Source organism: Pararhizobium sp. DWP1-1-3 (assembly GCF_049896125.1).
Taxonomy (GTDB): Bacteria; Pseudomonadota; Alphaproteobacteria; order Rhizobiales; family Rhizobiaceae; genus Pararhizobium.
In genome coordinates, this window is the sequence record NZ_JAFCTR010000001.1 from 319,295 (window position 1) to 335,625 (window position 16,331).

Annotated in this window: 15 protein-coding genes; 11 read left to right on the top strand and 4 right to left on the bottom strand. The window is 59.9% G+C overall.

Annotation, left to right across the window (positions count from 1 at the left end; translation table 11 throughout):
• Window positions 1-63: 63 nt before the first annotated feature.
• Window positions 64-921: a MurR/RpiR family transcriptional regulator gene (locus ACP7BS_RS01490; protein WP_426228520.1), complete on the bottom strand. Its 858-nt coding sequence runs from the start codon at window positions 919-921 to the stop codon at window positions 64-66.
• Between the two features lie 290 nt (window positions 922-1,211).
• Between ACP7BS_RS01490 and ACP7BS_RS01495 the strand changes: the two genes are divergently transcribed.
• From ACP7BS_RS01495 to ACP7BS_RS01535, 9 genes are all read left to right on the top strand, one after another.
• On the top strand, window positions 1,212-1,979 hold the full coding sequence (locus ACP7BS_RS01495) for an N-formylglutamate amidohydrolase (protein ID WP_426236450.1): 768 nt from the start codon (window positions 1,212-1,214) through the stop codon (window positions 1,977-1,979).
• Window positions 1,980-2,092: 113 nt separating this feature from the next.
• Entirely contained in the window at window positions 2,093-3,640 is a 1,548-nt protein-coding gene (locus ACP7BS_RS01500) for an amino acid permease (protein ID WP_426235546.1), read from the top strand.
• Window positions 3,641-3,741: 101 nt separating this feature from the next.
• Window positions 3,742-5,112: a glutamine synthetase family protein gene (locus tag ACP7BS_RS01505; protein WP_426235548.1), complete on the top strand. Its 1,371-nt coding sequence runs from the start codon at window positions 3,742-3,744 to the stop codon at window positions 5,110-5,112.
• A gap of 78 nt (window positions 5,113-5,190) precedes the next feature.
• Window positions 5,191-5,658 (top strand): helix-turn-helix domain-containing protein, encoded by a 468-nt coding sequence (locus tag ACP7BS_RS01510; protein WP_426235550.1) that lies wholly within the window; start codon window positions 5,191-5,193, stop codon window positions 5,656-5,658.
• Window positions 5,645-6,067, top strand: a complete 423-nt coding sequence (locus ACP7BS_RS01515; RefSeq protein ID WP_426235552.1) for a type II toxin-antitoxin system VapC family toxin — start codon at window positions 5,645-5,647, stop codon at window positions 6,065-6,067. The genes ACP7BS_RS01510 and ACP7BS_RS01515 overlap by 14 nt, the downstream gene beginning before the upstream one ends.
• A gap of 20 nt (window positions 6,068-6,087) precedes the next feature.
• Entirely contained in the window at window positions 6,088-7,467 is a 1,380-nt protein-coding gene (locus ACP7BS_RS01520) for an aldehyde dehydrogenase family protein (protein ID WP_426235554.1), read from the top strand.
• 3 nt (window positions 7,468-7,470) lie between these two features.
• On the top strand, window positions 7,471-8,616 hold the full coding sequence (locus ACP7BS_RS01525; protein WP_426235556.1) for an iron-containing alcohol dehydrogenase: 1,146 nt from the start codon (window positions 7,471-7,473) through the stop codon (window positions 8,614-8,616).
• A 68-nt stretch (window positions 8,617-8,684) separates the two neighbouring features.
• The gene (locus ACP7BS_RS01530; RefSeq protein ID WP_426235558.1) at window positions 8,685-9,011 is read left to right on the top strand and encodes a hypothetical protein; all 327 of its coding nucleotides are present in this window, start codon (window positions 8,685-8,687) and stop codon (window positions 9,009-9,011) included.
• A gap of 331 nt (window positions 9,012-9,342) precedes the next feature.
• Window positions 9,343-10,035, top strand: a complete 693-nt coding sequence (locus tag ACP7BS_RS01535) for an AAA family ATPase (RefSeq protein ID WP_426235560.1) — start codon at window positions 9,343-9,345, stop codon at window positions 10,033-10,035.
• 63 nt (window positions 10,036-10,098) lie between these two features.
• On the opposite strand, the gene ACP7BS_RS01540 is transcribed toward ACP7BS_RS01535, so the two are convergent.
• The gene (locus ACP7BS_RS01540) at window positions 10,099-11,388 is read right to left on the bottom strand and encodes an NAD(P)/FAD-dependent oxidoreductase (protein WP_426235562.1); all 1,290 of its coding nucleotides are present in this window, start codon (window positions 11,386-11,388) and stop codon (window positions 10,099-10,101) included.
• 358 nt (window positions 11,389-11,746) lie between these two features.
• A complete protein-coding gene (locus ACP7BS_RS01545) occupies window positions 11,747-13,123 on the bottom strand; it encodes a L,D-transpeptidase family protein (protein WP_426235564.1) in 1,377 nt (458 codons plus the stop codon).
• A gap of 208 nt (window positions 13,124-13,331) precedes the next feature.
• Here ACP7BS_RS01545 and ACP7BS_RS01550 point away from each other — a divergent pair, with 208 nt between their 5' ends.
• Both ACP7BS_RS01550 and ACP7BS_RS01555 read left to right on the top strand, forming a co-directional pair.
• The gene (locus ACP7BS_RS01550) at window positions 13,332-14,186 is read left to right on the top strand and encodes a DUF4432 family protein (protein ID WP_426235566.1); all 855 of its coding nucleotides are present in this window, start codon (window positions 13,332-13,334) and stop codon (window positions 14,184-14,186) included.
• Window positions 14,187-14,260: 74 nt separating this feature from the next.
• Entirely contained in the window at window positions 14,261-14,599 is a 339-nt protein-coding gene (locus ACP7BS_RS01555; RefSeq protein WP_276120851.1) for a TIGR01244 family sulfur transferase, read from the top strand.
• Window positions 14,600-14,654: 55 nt separating this feature from the next.
• Here the strand turns inward: ACP7BS_RS01555 and ACP7BS_RS01560 are convergent, their stop codons facing one another.
• Window positions 14,655-16,301, bottom strand: a complete 1,647-nt coding sequence (locus ACP7BS_RS01560) for a thiamine pyrophosphate-binding protein (protein ID WP_426235568.1) — start codon at window positions 16,299-16,301, stop codon at window positions 14,655-14,657.
• Window positions 16,302-16,331: the final 30 nt, after the last annotated feature.

Here is a 16,331-nt window from a genome sequence, read left to right on the forward strand (position 1 = left end):
TCGCGGACCATGGCATCCCCGCGCCGGTCAACCCGGCGCCACGTTCCGTACCGCTTCCTCCTCCTAAAGCGGCTTTCGAAAAAGCCTCGTTGAATCGAACAGGCCTTCGAGCGTTTTCATGCGGTCATGCGTCTCGTCCCAGATGGAACTCTGCACGGCCTCGATCAGCGCTTCGACGGCAAACAGGGTGACAACCGAGCTATCCCAGGCCGAAGGTGCTTCGATCTGGATGCGGAAGACGCGCCGTGCCGACTTGGCGATGGGCGAGCTCCACTGGTCGGTGAACAGGATGATTTCGACGCCGCGATCGCGGGCGATGCGCGACAGCGTTTCCATCTCCTGCTCGTAGCGGCGAATATCGAACATGATCAGGACGTCGCCCTTCTTCATGTCGAGCACGTAATGCGGCCAGGAGCTGGAATTGGAGGCGATCTGGGTGACGCCGGAGCGGATGACCTGGAGATGAGTGAAGAAATAGTCGGCAAGGGCACGGGTGATGCGGCCGCCGACGAGATAGATATTACGCTTGCGGTCGGCGATCATCGCCGCAGCGCCATCGAACTCGGCGGTTTCCAGCTGCGCCAGCGTTGCGCGCATATTGTTCATCGTTGCATCGGCGAAACGGTTGAGGATATGCGTGCCCGGCGCATTGGCCGCCCAGCGGTCGTGCTTGCTGATCGGGTTGGAGATGGTCGCCTCAAGCTCCTGATGCAGCCGCGATTGAAAATCCGGGAAGCCGCGAAAGCCGATTTTCTGCACCATGCGGGCGACCGTCGGCGTCGACACGCCGGCATTCTCGGCCACAGTCGTGATGCTGCCGAGTCCGGAAACCGGATAGTTGTCGAGAAGCGTCGCAGCCAACTGTTTTTCCGCGCGGGTGAGCACGGCAAAATGGGCGTTGATCACATCCGACACCGTCATGGTGCCTGCGGTATTGGTCAAAATTCATCCCCTAAACCGGTCTCTGCCAGCTTTGTGACAGAGTAAACATCGCTGTCATAATTCGAGTCAATTGATTTTTTGAAGAGATCGTTTCAGATTCCGATTGACACAGGTCAAAACGTGAAGAATTCTTTTCAGTATCGGCAGTCACGCATGAGTTGAAAAAAATGACTGGCTGACCGATTCTTGTTTCCATGCGTGATTTCAGGGGCTTCCAGCCCATCCTGGAAATGCGTGGCGCCGATGAGGCAACCGGAAGGGGACCGGAGTTGACGGGACTTTTGACAGAGGCGGATGGATCGCCAGTCGCAGTGGAAAACCTGGAGGCGCTGAGCCCGGTGCTGCTGGTCTGCGAACACGCCTCGCGCCGCCTTCCGGAAAAGATGGGGTCGCTTGGTCTTTCCGAAGACGCACTCAAAAGCCATATTGCCTGGGATCCCGGCGCGCTTGCCGTCTCGCAGCTTTTGGTCAAAAGCCTCGATGCCGCGTTGATCTATCAGCGCTTTTCCCGCCTGATCTATGATTGCAACCGCCCGCCGGAGGCTGAAGCCGCCATGCCGCCGGTCAGCGAAGTTTTTGAAATACCCGGCAACGCATCCATTTCCGCTGCCGAGCGACTGGCCCGGACGGATGCGCTGTATGTGCCGTTCCGTGATCAGCTTTCGAATTTCATCACCACGCGCAAGGCCGCCGGACGGCAGCCGGTGCTGATCACAATGCACACTTTCACGCCCGTCTATCACGGCAAGCAGCGCGACGTCGAAATCGGTATCCTGCATGATGTGGATAGCCGGCTGGCAGATGCGATTCTGGCTGCCGCGGGCGGAACGTCTGCTTACGTGGTGCGCCGCAACGAGCCCTATGGACCGGCGGACGGCGTGACGCATACTCTGATCCAGCATGGCTTGAAGAACGGCCTGCTCAACGTAATGATCGAGATCCGCAACGATCTCGTTTCAAATGAAATCGGCCAAAAGGTCATGGCCGATTATCTGACAGGCATTCTGGGCGAAAGCCTTACCGCACTGTCGCAATAAAAAGACCTGGGGAGCGGCATGTCCGCGGAGACTGGTCCATGGGCTTCCATGGACACACTGGCATTTCGGCATCCGGCAATACCGCCGGAGGCTGGCTGATACAGGGGAAAAACATGTCAGACTATTCAGATAATGATAAACATGAGGACATGAAGGTCCTCCATTCGATGGGCTATGCGCAGGAACTCGAACGGCGCATGAGCTCTTTCTCGAATTTCGCCGTTTCCTTCTCGATCATCTGCATCCTTTCCGGCGGCATCAACTCGCTCGCCCAGGCAACGTCGGGGGCGGGCGGTGCCGCGATCGGCATCGGCTGGCCGCTCGGCTGCTTCGTTTCTCTCGTCTTTGCCGTCGCCATGGCGCAGATCAGCTCGGCTTATCCGACGGCCGGCGGCCTCTATCACTGGGGTTCCATCCTCGGCAACCGGTTCACAGGCTGGGTGACTGCCTGGTTCAACCTGCTCGGTCTCGTCACGGTTCTCGGCGCCATCAATGTCGGCACCTATTACTTCTTCATGGGATCATTCGGCACACCTTATTTCGGTCTGGAAGACACCACGACCGTCCGTATCCTGTTCCTGGTCGTCATCACCGGCGCGCAGGCTATCGTCAACCATATGGGCATCGGCCTGACGGCCAAGCTGACGGACTTCTCGGGTTATCTGATCTTTGCAACGGCGATCGCACTTTCAGTCGTGTGCCTGGCTGCAGCGGATACCTACGAGTTCGGCCGGCTGTTCACCTTCTCCAACTATTCGGGCGAAGCCGGCGGCAATGTCTGGCCGGCGACCTCGGGCACCTGGGTCTTCCTGCTCGGCCTGCTCCTGCCGATCTACACGATCACGGGCTACGACGCTTCCGCCCATACGTCGGAAGAAACCGTCAAGGCGGCAACCTCGGTTCCGCGCGGCATGATCTCGTCGGTTCTATGGTCGGCGCTGTTCGGCTACATCATGCTGTGCAGCTTCGTTCTGCTGCTTCCCAGCATGGACGAGGCCGCCAAGCAGGGCTGGAACGTATTCTTCTGGGCAATGGACACGCAGGTCAATGCGACCATCAAGGATATCCTCTACTTCGCCATCCTGGTCAGCCAATGGCTGTGCGGCCTGGCAACTGTGACGTCCGTATCGCGCATGATCTTCGCCTTCTCGCGCGATGGCGGCCTGCCGGCTTCCAAGGCTCTGGCCAAGGTCAGCCCGACCTATCGCACGCCGGTTGCCGCCATCTGGACCGGATCGATCCTGTCGGTGCTGTTCGTCTGGGGTTCGTCGCTTGTCACAATCGGCGAGACGCCGGTTTACACCATCGTCGTTTCCTGCACGGTCATCTTCCTGTTCTTCTCCTTCGCGATCCCGATCACGCTGGGCCTGTTTGCCTGGGGTACGTCGAAATGGGACAAGATGGGTCCGTGGAACCTCGGCGAAGGCGTCTTCAAGCTGTTTGCCGTGCTGACGATCCTGGCCATGATCCTGATCTTCGTGCTCGGCGTCCAGCCGCCGAACACGCCCGCCCTTTATGTGACCGTCGGCTTCCTGATCCTGACCGGTATCGTCTGGTTCGGCTTTGAACGCCGCCGTTTCAAGGGGCCGCCGATCGGCGACGAAGTTGCGCGCCGCTCCGCTGAAATCGCAGCGGCCGAAAAGGCCGTTGGACAGAAGTGATCCAATAAAGACAAGGCAGAAGCCGCATATGCGGCTTCTGCCAGACGTCCGCAGACGCAGCCGCGCAAGGCAGCGTTACGATCAAGCACGGGATTTTTGCAATGAGCGCGAGCTATTCGTTTGAAGAGTTAAAGAAGGATGTTGCCGAAGGCCGCATCGATACGGTTCTGGCCTGCCAGGTCGATATGCAGGGACGCCTGATGGGCAAGCGTTTTCACGCGCAGTTTTTCGTCGATGGCGCCTGGGAGGAAACCCACAGCTGCAACTACCTCCTGGCCACCGACCTCGAGATGGAAACGGTCAACGGCTACAAGTCGACGAGCTGGGAGAGCGGCTACGGCGATTACACGATGAAGCCCGATCTTTCGACGCTTCGCCGCATTCCATGGCTTGAAGGCACGGCGCTGGTTCTCTGCGACATGCTCGACCATCACACCCACAAGGAAGTGCCGCATTCGCCGCGCGCCATCCTGAAAAAGCAGGTCGCACGCTTGGAGGCCATGGGCCTGAAGGCCTTCATGGCAACGGAGCTTGAATTCTTCCTGTTCGATCAATCCTACGACAGTGCCCGCGAAAGCGGCTATCGCGACCTGAAACTGGTCAGCGGTTATAACGAAGATTACCACATCTTTCAGACGACCAAGGAAGAGGACGTCATGCGGGCGATCCGCAACGGCCTGCAGGGGGCGGGTATCCCTGTCGAGAACACCAAGGGTGAGGCATCCGCCGGTCAGGAAGAAGTCAACGTGCGCTACGCCGATGCGCTTGATATGGCCGACCGGCATGTGATCATCAAGAATGGCTGCAAGGAAATTGCCTGGAGCAAGGGCAAGGCGATCACCTTCCTGGCCAAGTGGAACTACAACGCCGCCGGCTCGTCGTCGCACATTCACCAGTCGCTCTGGAGCGTTGACGGCAAGAACTCGAAATTCTTCGACAAGGACGCCAAATACGGCATGTCGGAAATGATGCGCCAGTATGTTGCCGGGCTTTTGAACCATGCCGGCGAAATCACCTATTTTCTTGCGCCTTACATCAATTCCTACAAGCGCTTCGTGGCCGGCACCTTCGCGCCGACAAAAGCCGTCTGGAGCAAGGACAACCGTACTGCCGGTTATCGTCTCTGCGGCGAGGGCACCAAGGCTATCCGTATCGAGTGCCGGGTCGGCGGCTCCGATCTCAATCCCTATTTGGCGATGGCTGCGCTGATTGCTGCCGGGATTGCCGGGATCGAGAACAAGATGGAACTGGAACCGCCATTCGTCGGCGACGCCTATGGCGGCAAGAACATCCGCGAGATCCCCCGCACATTGCGCGACGCCACCGAAGTGATGCGCGGCTCCAAGATGCTGATCGATGCCTTTGGTCAAGACGTCATCGAACACTATACCCGGGCGGCCGAATGGGAGCAGGAAGAATACGATCGCCGCATCACGGATTGGGAAGTGGCAAGAGGGTTCGAACGGGCATGAGATTATCGCAACATGTTGCGAATAACTGATGATCCCTTTATGTTGCTCGGATGGTCAAAACATTCTCGGGGCGAAGGCATGGCGACTATCGATACTGTGTGGTTCCATCGACAACTGGATGCGCGCAATCAGTCAGTACGAGCCCTTGCGCGCTTCATGGATATTGATGCGAGCGCAGTCTCCCGCATGCTGAAAGGCGAACGCAAAATGAGTGCGGAAGAACAAGACCGGATTGCCGATTTCTTCGGTCTCGGTCTTGAAGAGGTCGCGGCCCATCGACGGGGCGATGTTTCGGGCTTTTCCGAATCGAAACAGGAACCGTATTCGGCGGCGATGGATACCCGGCAGGAGCCGCCGGTGAAGATGTTTACCGAAGCGGACGTTGTCTACAAGGACGGCAAACGCTGGATGGAAACACCGGACGGAACCCTCCTGGAACTTCATCCGATTTTTGGATGCATGAAAGGAACAATGACGATTCCCGACGATCTGGATCTAACGGCTCCCGCTGATCCGGACTGGGGAAAAGTGTATGAGGACGACTGACGCTTATCTGTTAGACACCTGTGCGATGATTTGGGCTACGCAGTTTTCTCCTATGAGCAACGAAGCATCCCTCGTGCTGAATGCCAAGCCGTCCGCGCAAAGGCAGTTGAATGTTTCAGCGATGTCGGCATGGGAAATCGGTATGCTGATTGCGAAAGGGCGGTTGCCGACGAAAAAGAATGCGCTGAGCTGGTTTGCGGATTTTGTGAAAGATGCTGACGTGGCCGTATTGGATGTAACGCCTCAATTGCTGGTGGAGTCATCGTTCCTGCCCACGCCAGTTCACAACGATCCGACGGATCGCATTCTTATCGCGACCGCCCGCGAATATGACCTGACCATTATCACCCGTGACCGCGCGATCCTCGCCTATGGCGCCGCCGGTCACGTCAAGACACTTGCCTGCTAAGCTTTTGGAGCGAACAACGAATGACCATGATCCAATGCATTTCCCCGGTGAACGGGGAGGTTTACGCGGAACGGCCGGCGGTTGATGCCGCCGTCGCCTCGGCTGCCGTTGCGCGTGCGCGTGCTGCGCAGAAAAGCTGGGCCAAGCGGCCGATCGAAGACCGCGTCAAGCTGGTGCTTGCCGGTGTCGCGCGCCTCAACGAGATGGTCGACGAGGTCGTGCCGGAGCTTGCCTGGCAGATGGGCCGGCCGGTGCGTTATGGCGGCGAATTCCGCGGCTTCAACGAGCGTTCCAACTATGTGGCGGCGATTGCCGCCGATGCGCTGGCGCCGATCATCGTCGAGGACAGCGCCAGTTTCGAGCGCCGGATCGAGCGCGTCGCCCACGGCGTCGTCTTCGTCATCGCGCCCTGGAACTATCCGTACATGACCGCGATCAATACGGTTGCGCCGGCGCTGATGGCGGGCAATACCGTGATCATCAAGCATGCCAGCCAGACGATCCTAGTCGGCGAGCGCATGGTGCGCGCCTTTGTCGAGGCCGGTGTTCCGGAAGACGTGTTCCAGAATATCTTCCTCGATCATGCGACCACGTCGCAGCTGATTGCGGCCAAGAGCTTTGATTTCGTCAACTTCACCGGTTCGGTCGAAGGCGGCCGGTCGATCGAGCGGGCAGCGGCAGGGACCTTTACCGGTCTTGGCCTCGAACTTGGCGGCAAGGACCCGGGCTACGTCATGGAAGACGCCGATCTGGATGCTGCCGTCGATACACTGATGGACGGCGCGATGTTCAATTCCGGGCAGTGCTGCTGCGGCATCGAGCGCATTTATGTCAACGAAAACCTCTACGACGATTTCGTCGAGAAGGCCGTCGCCTTTGCCTCGGCCTACAAGCTCGGCAATCCGCTGGAGCAGGAAACCTCGCTCGGGCCGATGGCGCACAAGCGTTTTGCCGCCGAAGTGCGGGCGCAGACCGCTGAAGCTGTTGCCAAGGGTGCCAAGGCCCTGGTCGATCCAAAACTGTTTCCGCAGGATGATGGCGGCGCCTATCTCGCCCCGCAGGTTCTGGTCGATGTCGATCACTCGATGAAGGTGATGACCGAAGAAAGTTTTGGCCCGGTCGTCGGCATCATGAAGGTGAAGAATGACGCGGAAGCACTCGCGCTGATGAACGATTGCAAATACGGCCTGACCACCTCGCTCTGGACCAAGGACCCGGAACGCGCTGCCCGCATCGGCAACGATCTGGAAACCGGCACCGTGTTCATGAACCGCGCCGATTATCTCGATCCGGCGCTGTGCTGGACCGGCGTCAAGGAAACCGGCCGTGGCGGCTCGCTGTCGGTCATCGGTTTCCAGAACCTGACCCGCCCGAAATCCTACCATCTGAAGAAAGCCTGAACGATGACCATCACTGCCAACTGGAGCTACCCGACATCCATCAAGTTCGGCGCCGGCCGGATCAAGGAACTTGCCGATCATTGCAAGGCGCTCGGCATCAAGAAGCCGCTTCTGGTCACCGACCGTGGCCTGGCGCCGATGCCGATCACCCAGAATGCGCTCGATATCCTTGAGGCTGCCGGGCTTGGCCGCGCGCTGTTTGCCGATGTCGACAGCAATCCGACCGACGTCAATCTCGATGCCGGCGTAAAAGCCTTCAAGGCCGGCGGCCATGACGGCGTCATCGCCTTCGGCGGCGGTTCGGGCCTTGATCTCGGCAAGTGCGTCGCCTTCATGGCCGGGCAGAGCCGCCCGGTCTGGGACTTTGAAGATGTCGGTGACTGGTGGACCCGCGCCAGCGTCGAGGGCATCGCGCCGATTATCGCGGTTCCGACAACCGCCGGCACCGGTTCGGAAGTGGGCCGGGCCTCGGTCATCACCAACTCGCAGACGCACACCAAGAAGGTGATCTTCCATCCGAAGTTCCTGCCTGCGGTCACCATCTGCGATCCGGAACTGACGGTCGGCATGCCGAAGATCATCACGGCCGGTACCGGCATGGATGCCTTTGCCCATTGCCTGGAAGCCTATTCCTCGCCGTTCTATCATCCCATGTCGGCCGGTATCGCGCTCGAAGGCTTGCGTCTCGTCAAGGAATACCTGCCGCGCGCCTATAAGGACGGCGCGGATATCGAGGCCCGCGCCCATATGATGTCGGCCGCCGCCATGGGGGCCGTTGCCTTCCAGAAGGGGCTCGGCGCCATCCACTCGCTGTCGCATCCGGTCGGCGCCATCTACAACACCCATCACGGCATGACCAACGCTGTTGTCATGCCGCCGGTGCTGCGCTTCAACCGCCCGGCCATTGAGGACAAGATTGGTTTGGCTGCCGCCTATCTCGGCATTTCCGGTGGCTTCGACGGCTTCTATGATTACGTGTTGAAGCTGCGCGAAGAACTCGGCGTGCCGGACAAGCTGTCGGCACTCGGCGTCGGCACCGACCGCATCGACGAAATGGCAGCAATGGCAATCGTTGATCCGACGGCAGGCGGCAATCCGGTCGAATTGACGCTCGACGCTGCCAAGAAATTGTTTCTCGAGTGCATTTAAAATGGATTCCAGTAATGCTTCTTTCGTCTCGATACGTGATTGTTGCTACGATAGCGCTGGGGTCCTGCTTGCCGGATGTTGCCAACGCCGAATCCTTTACTGCTTTGTCAAAGCAAGGCTATTCTGTTGGAAAGCTTGGCCAGGGAAAGTCCGGCGCCTTGGGCTGGGTTGTCTCTAGCAACAGCAAGCGGTTCTTTTGCAAGATGAAGGTGAGCATGGCGTATTCCGGTAAGAGCGGGATGGTCAGTTTCACGGCGAGCGGAAGGATGGTTGAAATCGATCGTGCCGTGTTCGAGTCCACTATCGGTGGCCATGATCCGACGATTCCCCAGTTGGCCGATCTGAAGTCAGGCCGCGTGCAGCCCAAACATGTCGGATCTTGCAATCCGGTTTAACGACGCTCGCCAAGACGTCATGATCAATACCATCGTCATACCGCTGGGCAGACTTGCCTCCGTTAAAGCGGTCTTTTTTCGAATGGAGCCGGCATGCGATGCCGGCTCCCTTTTCATTTTCCGGCTAATAGAATCACATCACGAAAACTATTAAACTCCCTTATGTGCGTTCAGTTTCCGTGTCTTGAGGCAGGGCAATCGTTAATTCTCGGGAGGGGTGCATTCAGTCTTTGTTAACCACGATCTGAAAGGTTTGGTTCATCGAAGCGCGATGGGATTTGCGCTCTCCGGGAGCCATGCAGGGGCTCCGACTTTTCAGACAGGAACGGACATGCCAGTCATTACATTCGCAAACACCAAGGGCGGCGCCGGCAAGACGACTGCCGCGCTGATCCTGGCGACCGAACTGGCGCGCACCGGCGCCCGTGTCACCATTCTCGATGCCGACCCGCAGCACTGGATTTCCCATTGGCACGATATTTCGGGGAAGGTTCCGAATATCGAGGTGATCTCCTATGTGACGATGGCGTCAATCCAGACGCATCTTAACGACAACCGGGCAAAGACCGACTATTTCATCATCGATCTCGCCGGCGCACGCAACACGCTGATGGCAACCGCCATTGGGCTGTCGGACCATGTGATGATCCCGATCCAGGGCTGTGCCATGGATGCCAAGGGCGGCGCCCAGGTGCTGGAGCTGCTCGGTTATCTCGAAGAGAAGGCGGGTATCCGCATTAACCATTCCGTCGTTCTGACGCGCGTCAACTCGCTGGTGACGACACGGGCGTTGCAGGTGGTTAAGCAGTTGCTCTCCGAGCGCTCTGTGCCGGTACTTGATACCCCGATCATCGAGCGCGCGGCCTTCCGCGATATTTTCGATTGCGGCGGTACGCTCCAGACGATGGACCCGGCCCGGGTCAGCAATCTCGACAAGGCCTGTCAGAACGCCCGCGCTTTCGGCGACGAAGTGCGCAGACTTGTTCCGCTCCGGTTGACCCGCAGCATGCGCCACGCCGCCTGAAGAGTTTTGGCCGGAAAATTCAACGCCGCGTGTTTTCACGCGGCGTGTTGTGTTTGACGAAGTCTAAAATCGGCGGTCGATGAAATGCTTGGCTTGTGCGCCGGCATGATAGAAGGCCGATTTGATGCTGCGCAAAGGATCGGGTGTGACCGGCGTTTCGGCTAGCGGCAGCGCGTTGGGCTCACCCATGACGTGATTGGCCAGCGCACGGCCAAAGACCGTGCCCGGTGCGATGCCGCGCCCATTGTAACCGCTGACGGAAAAGACGTTCGGGGCCATCACGTGCATCTGCGGCAGGTTGTTGGTGGTCATGCCGATACGGCCATCCCACCAGTATTCGAAGCGGAAATCGCCGAGCGCCGGAAACAGCTTACGCAGCGAACGCTCGGCAAAGGCACGGTGGGTGCCTTCGGCCAGCGCATCGAGACGGCCGACGCTGCCGAAGATCAGGCGGTTCTGCTGGTCCATCCGGAACGAGGTCATCACCAGCCCGGTGTCCCAGCAGCCCTGGCGTTCCGGTAGAATGGTGCGGGCGATGTTGTCGGAGAGCGGATTGGTGGCGAACTGGAAGTAGGGCAGGATCGTCAGTTCCTGGGTATAGGATGTCCACGGCGTCTGGGCGAACATGTCGCCATAGGCGTTGGTCGCGACGATGACGGATTTGGCGGTGATCGTGCCGCCTCCGGCGGTCAGGCTCCAGAGGTCGCCCTTGCGTTGGGCGGAGCGCAGCGGCGTTTCGGTATAGATCTGCGCCCCGGCGGCAAGGGCCGCGCGGGCAAGGCCCCGGGCATAGGCCAAGGGCTGGATCGTTCCGGCCCGCCGGTCGAGCAGCGCGCCGGAAAAACCGGGCGCGCCGGTCAGTGTTTGGGCGCGGTCCGCATCGACTACCTCCACTGGTGCGCCAAAGGTCTTCCACTGGCGTTCACGGTCGCGGATGTCCTTCAGGCCCTCGGTGCCGACGGCGAGATGCAGCGTGCCTTTGCGGACGGCTTCGCAGGCGATGTCATGTTTTTCGACGAGTTGATAGACCAGCGACGGGCCGTCGCCGAGTTCGGTCAGAAGCCGCGTCCCCACCTGCGTTCCGAGCGTTGCAATCAGGTCCTCGGGCTTGGTCCACATGCCGGCATTGACGAGACCGACATTGCGGCCGGAGCCGCCAAAGCCGATCATTTTCGCTTCGGCGATCGCGACCTTGACGCCTTTTTCGGCAAGATGCAGGGCTGCAGATAATCCGGTAAAGCCGCCGCCGATCACCGCGACATCGACCGTGATATCGGTTGCAAGCGGCCCTGTCTGCGGGGCTGCAGGTGCCGTGGCATGCCAGAGGTTGGGAAGAGTACGTTCGGCGGCCATTACGGCATTCCTCGTCTATCGGAATTGGTGTTTCAGTTCTCCGACAGATAAAGCATCGCGGCAATGTCTTTTAATGACAATATCTGATGAGGTCATGAGGCCGGAATATCGGCCTTAGCCATCAATAGGGCATCAGGTGGGTGAGGTCGCGGCGTTACCAAGCTCAACGCCACGACCCCCGATCTCCGCCTCCGCGAAACTGTGCCCAATCATATCGCGTTCCGTACCGGCAAGCCGGTGCGGCGACGGGGTATGCGCGTCAAGGATGCAGTTGATCGTAACCTTGACGCAACCATCTTGACCCATGCAAGCGGCCCGTCACCCCCCAAATAGGGGAGGTTTTGGCAAATACACGTCTTTAGTCGAGGAATTCCACAGTCGTGCCGACACTGACCATCTTGGCGAGCTCCGTCGCGTCCCAGTTGGTCAGGCGAACGCAGCCATGGCTCTGGGTCTTGCCGATCTTGGACGGTTCCGGGGTGCCGTGGATGCCGTAGGTCGGCTTCGACAGCGCGATCCAGACCGTGCCGACCGGACCGTTCGGACCAGGCTGCAAGGTCAGGACCTTGTCGTTTTCACCCTGCTTGAAATTGATCTTCGGGTTGTAGGTGTAGCCGGGGTTCAGGGCGATGCGATCGACCTGCACGGTTCCTGACGGCGATGGGGTGTCGGACGATCCGATGGTTGCCGGGTAGGCCGCAATCAGCGTGCCTGCCTCGTCATAGGCAAACACCTGCTTGCGGTATTTGTCGGCGACGATGCGGGTAACCTTGCCCGACTTTGCCTCACCCGGATTGATGACCTTGATGATGGTTCCCGGGATGGTGAAATCGATGCCCGGGTTCAGTTCGCGCAGATAGGCTTCGTCCATGTGGAATTTTTCGCCCAGCATTTCCGTCGTCGATGTGAAGGAGAGGTGAGGCAACACGGCCTTATGGGCGTAATCCTCCGGAATGGAGGCAACGTAGGGGCCGGCCGCGTCGGCAGCGGTGATGGTATAGGTGGTGATCGGCAGGCCGCCGGTGAAGCGCAGACGCTCGAGAATATCGTCGGTATTGTTCGGATCCAGCGTTTCGCCGGTGGCCTGTTGCCAGGCTTCGATCGCCTTGGTCACATTGGAACCGGTCTTGCCGTCGATGACGCCCGGAGAAAAGCCTTCCCGATCAAGAAAAACCTGCAGTGCGGTGATTTCGGCGCTGGATTTCTTGGTGATCCGGGCAACGGATGGCAGCGCCTGGCGCGCGGGCGCGTTGTCCTCCGGCGGCAGGGCGGCCATGTCGTTCTCGTCCTGCATCGGCAGGCTTGCCGGCAATTCTTCACGCTCGACATTGCGCGGCGCCGAATCACGATAGTCCGGGATCGAGCCTGTGACGTCGCCGGGCCGGGAATAGCCCTGGTCGGTGAAGGCCGGATCGGAATAGCCATAGTCGGGATTGGTATAGACGTCGCGGTTGCGCTCACGGCGGCGCACGTCATTGCCTTGACGGCCGGATCCCATCACGGTCGCAACGACATTGCCCCAGCTGTCGACCAGAACGGTGCGGCCACGGCCGTCGCGCATCATCCGCACGTCGCCGGATTCGGGCGTGTAATCGAGAATCTCACCCTGCGGCGTCACCAGCACCGAATTGGGCGGCAGGCGTCCAAAGCTGTCCTGCGCCTCTGCGGCTGTGGCAAGAGCAAGCACGCTGACGGCGGAAAAAACGGCAAGGCGGGTTCTGGAAACGAACGTCACGGTGAAACCTGTTATCTGGCAGTTGAACTCGGGGCGTACAAATCAAATGGGACGTTAATATGAATAAACTGAATTCATTATGAACAGTTCCCTAAAATCCTTCGAAATCGGTGGGTTGCACGTTTTCGACAGGTGATGAACGCCTTTCATTGCGCTAGTTTTGGCGTGTTACCGGTCCATCCGGCTGAGACGCACGGGAGAACATGCAATGTCGATCCAGATTTCTGGCGGTTCCAAGGAAGAAAGCTTCCAGATTCTTCTCGACCGGCAGTCTGCGCTGGATATCGGTGCTTTCGTGGTTGATGGCGTCGATCTGTCGCCGGGAACGGCAATCCCGTCAGACGGCGACCGGCGCATCGATCATGCGCTGCAGGGGTTTTTCTTCACCTGCGGACCGGACCACATACGGCATCCTGAGCCCATCGAGGGACGCGATGACGGGCAAACGTTCCCGTTGCACGGCTCACTCTGCGGCACGCCGGTCGGCCAAACCCAGATGTCGGCGCCGGGTGAACCGCCGGGCTGCACCGCGCAAACCGACGTGGTGCTCGCGAATGGTGGAACGGCAAGGTTCTCCCGGCAATGGTCTGTCAATGCCGATACGGCGGAGGTGACGCTGTTCGACCGTGTCACCAACATTGGAGACAGGCCGTTCGCGCCGATGCTGATGTACCACATGAACATCGGCGGCTGGCTTGCAGGTAACGAAACACAAATCGGCGGAACGATGTTCGGGGATGAAAAGCGGCCTTGGCGGTTCGGCGAGGGCGACCGCGGGCTTTTCTGTCTACCGGCGGCACCCGGTGCCGAAGACGGCTGGGCGCAGGTGACGCTCGGGCCTTTCGAGGCACTGGCCGGCCGCTCCCTGGTCGTCCGGTTTTCCACGGACACATTGGCGTTCCTGCAGGTCTGGCGCTGCCAGATCGGCGCGGCCAATGTCATCGGAATCGAGCCTGTGTCCCACCGGCTTGCAAAACGGACCGAGCTGGCTGCCGCTGGCGAAATGCCGATGCTTGAGCCGGGCGGGACGATCGAATACGCACTGGCGTTCCAGATCCGCTGATCCGCCTTTCCAATTGACGCGCTACGCGGCCGGTCTTACATCAGTCCGGGCATTATTTTGAGGAAGGCACAGCCATGGACATTCGCCAGATCAACGATGAATATTCGGTCACCGGACAGATCTCCGTCGAGGACCTCGATACGATCAAGGCGCTGGGTTTCAAGTCCATCGTCTGCCATCGCCCGGATTTCGAACAGCCCGACCAGCCGCAGTTCGAAACGATCGCCGCCCGTGCCAAGGAACTCGGCCTCGACATCACCCATATCCCGGTCGGCCCGATGGGCGTGACCGCCGATGCGGTGCGCGAAATGGTCGATGCGCTGGATACGTTCGAACGCCCGATGCTCGGCTATTGCCGCTCCGGCGCCCGCTCGACCAATGTCTATCAGCAGACCCAGCACATTCGCGGCTGATATTTTGGACGGCGCGCATTCTTGCGATCGCGCGCCGGTCGTCCTTGGATGAAGCCTAGCCGTTCCGGATCTGGCTCAGCGTCCGCGTCGGCGTGATCGCTTCCGGATCGAGCCTGATCTCGATGATCGACGGCTTGCCGCTTTGGCGGGCGCGCTCGAAGGCACCGGCAAAATCCTCCGTCTTTTCGACGAGTTCGCCATGGCCGCCATAGGCGCGGGCAAAAGCTGCGAAATCTGGATTGGTCAGGTCGGTACCGCTGACCCGGCCCGGATATTCCCGCTCCTGATGCATGCGGATCGTGCCGTAGATGCCGTTGTTGATCACCAGGGTTATGAGCGCCAGATTGTAGCGCACGGCGGTGGCAAATTCCTGCCCGTGCATCATGAAGCAGCCGTCACCGGCAAAGCAGATCACTTCGCGCTGCGGAAACAGCTGTTTGGCGGCAACGGCTGCCGGCAGGCCGTAACCCATCGAGCCGGATGTCGGGGCCGCCTGCGTGTTGAACTGCTGGAACCGGTGGAAGCGGTGTAGCCAGGTGGCGTAATTGCCGGCGCCGTTGGCAAATATCGTATCTTTTGCCGTGTTCGCTTCGATGTAGCGCATGATCGGTCCCATCTGCACATCGCCAGGGCCGGTTTCCGGCGGAGTGGACCAGGTGAGATAGGACTGGTGCATTCTCGCCGTCCGTTCGGACTGAGAACGTGGTTGCGCCGGGGGCAGGGTCTCAAGGGCGGCGGCGAAATCGGCGGGGGAAGCAGCAATTGCCAGATCCGGACGGTAGACCCGGCCGAGTTCGCCGGGATCGGGATAGACATGGACCAGTGTCTGCTGTGGGTAGGGCACCTCCAAAAGGGTATAACCGGAGGATGGCATCTCGGAGAAGCGGCCGCCGACCAACAGCACGAGGTCTGCCTCGCGGATGTCCTTGGACAGCGCCGGGTTGATACCGATGCCGACATCTCCGGCGTAATTTGGATGCAGATGATCAAACAGCATCTGACGGCGGAATGAACAGCCGACCGGAAGGTCGAAGCGCTCGGCGAAAGACTGGAACTGCCGGACCGCCTGTTCGCTCCAGCGCGTGCCGCCGAGAATGGCGATCGGCCGTTCGGCTTTGGCGAGCAGGGCTTCCAGCGCCCGCATCTGGCTTGGCCCGGGATGGCTTTCCACCGGTTGATACGGCTTTGCCAGGGCCGCTTCCGTCTTCTGCGTTAGCATGTCCTCCGGCAGGGTCAGAACCACCGGGCCGGGGCGGCCGGATGTGGCGACCGCAAAGGCACGGGTGACGAGCTCCGGGATGCGGGCGGGATCATCGATTTCGCCAACCCATTTGGCGATTTCGGTGAAGGCGCGGCGATATTCGATTTCCTGGAAGGCTTCGCGCTCGCGGGCATCGCGCTGGACCTGGCCGATGAACAGGATCATCGGGATCGAATCCTGGCGGGCGATATGCAGGCCGGCAGAGGCGTTCATGGCGCCCGGACCGCGCGTGACCATGCAGATGCCGGGTTCGCCGGTCAGCCGCCCCCAGGCGTCCGCCATCATCGCAGCGCCCCCTTCCTGGCGGCAGACCACGACCTCGATATCGGTATCGTAGAGCGCGTCGAGCACGGCGAGATAGCTTTCGCCCGGTACGCAGGACACCCGCCTGACGCCGTTTGCCTTCAGCGCCTCAACGATCAATTCTCCGCCTGTCTTCATGTCTGCTCCTCCCAAAGCACGTCACTCACG

Bases quoted from the DNA above. Each gene is read 5' to 3' on its own strand.
- ACP7BS_RS01490 (WP_426228520.1), bottom strand. From the start codon at position 921: ATGACGGTGTCGGATGTGATCAACGCCCATTTTGCCGTGCTCACCCGC.
- ACP7BS_RS01500 (WP_426235546.1), top strand. From the start codon at position 2,093: ATGTCAGACTATTCAGATAATGATAAACATGAGGACATGAAGGTCCTC.
- ACP7BS_RS01505 (WP_426235548.1), top strand. From the start codon at position 3,742: ATGAGCGCGAGCTATTCGTTTGAAGAGTTAAAGAAGGATGTTGCCGAA.
- ACP7BS_RS01510 (WP_426235550.1), top strand. From the start codon at position 5,191: ATGGCGACTATCGATACTGTGTGGTTCCATCGACAACTGGATGCGCGC.
- ACP7BS_RS01515 (WP_426235552.1), top strand. From the start codon at position 5,645: ATGAGGACGACTGACGCTTATCTGTTAGACACCTGTGCGATGATTTGG.
- ACP7BS_RS01520 (WP_426235554.1), top strand. From the start codon at position 6,088: ATGACCATGATCCAATGCATTTCCCCGGTGAACGGGGAGGTTTACGCG.
- ACP7BS_RS01525 (WP_426235556.1), top strand. From the start codon at position 7,471: ATGACCATCACTGCCAACTGGAGCTACCCGACATCCATCAAGTTCGGC.
- ACP7BS_RS01535 (WP_426235560.1), top strand. From the start codon at position 9,343: ATGCCAGTCATTACATTCGCAAACACCAAGGGCGGCGCCGGCAAGACG.
- ACP7BS_RS01540 (WP_426235562.1), bottom strand. From the start codon at position 11,388: ATGGCCGCCGAACGTACTCTTCCCAACCTCTGGCATGCCACGGCACCT.
- ACP7BS_RS01550 (WP_426235566.1), top strand. From the start codon at position 13,332: ATGTCGATCCAGATTTCTGGCGGTTCCAAGGAAGAAAGCTTCCAGATT.
- ACP7BS_RS01555 (WP_276120851.1), top strand. From the start codon at position 14,261: ATGGACATTCGCCAGATCAACGATGAATATTCGGTCACCGGACAGATC.
- ACP7BS_RS01560 (WP_426235568.1), bottom strand. From the start codon at position 16,301: ATGAAGACAGGCGGAGAATTGATCGTTGAGGCGCTGAAGGCAAACGGC.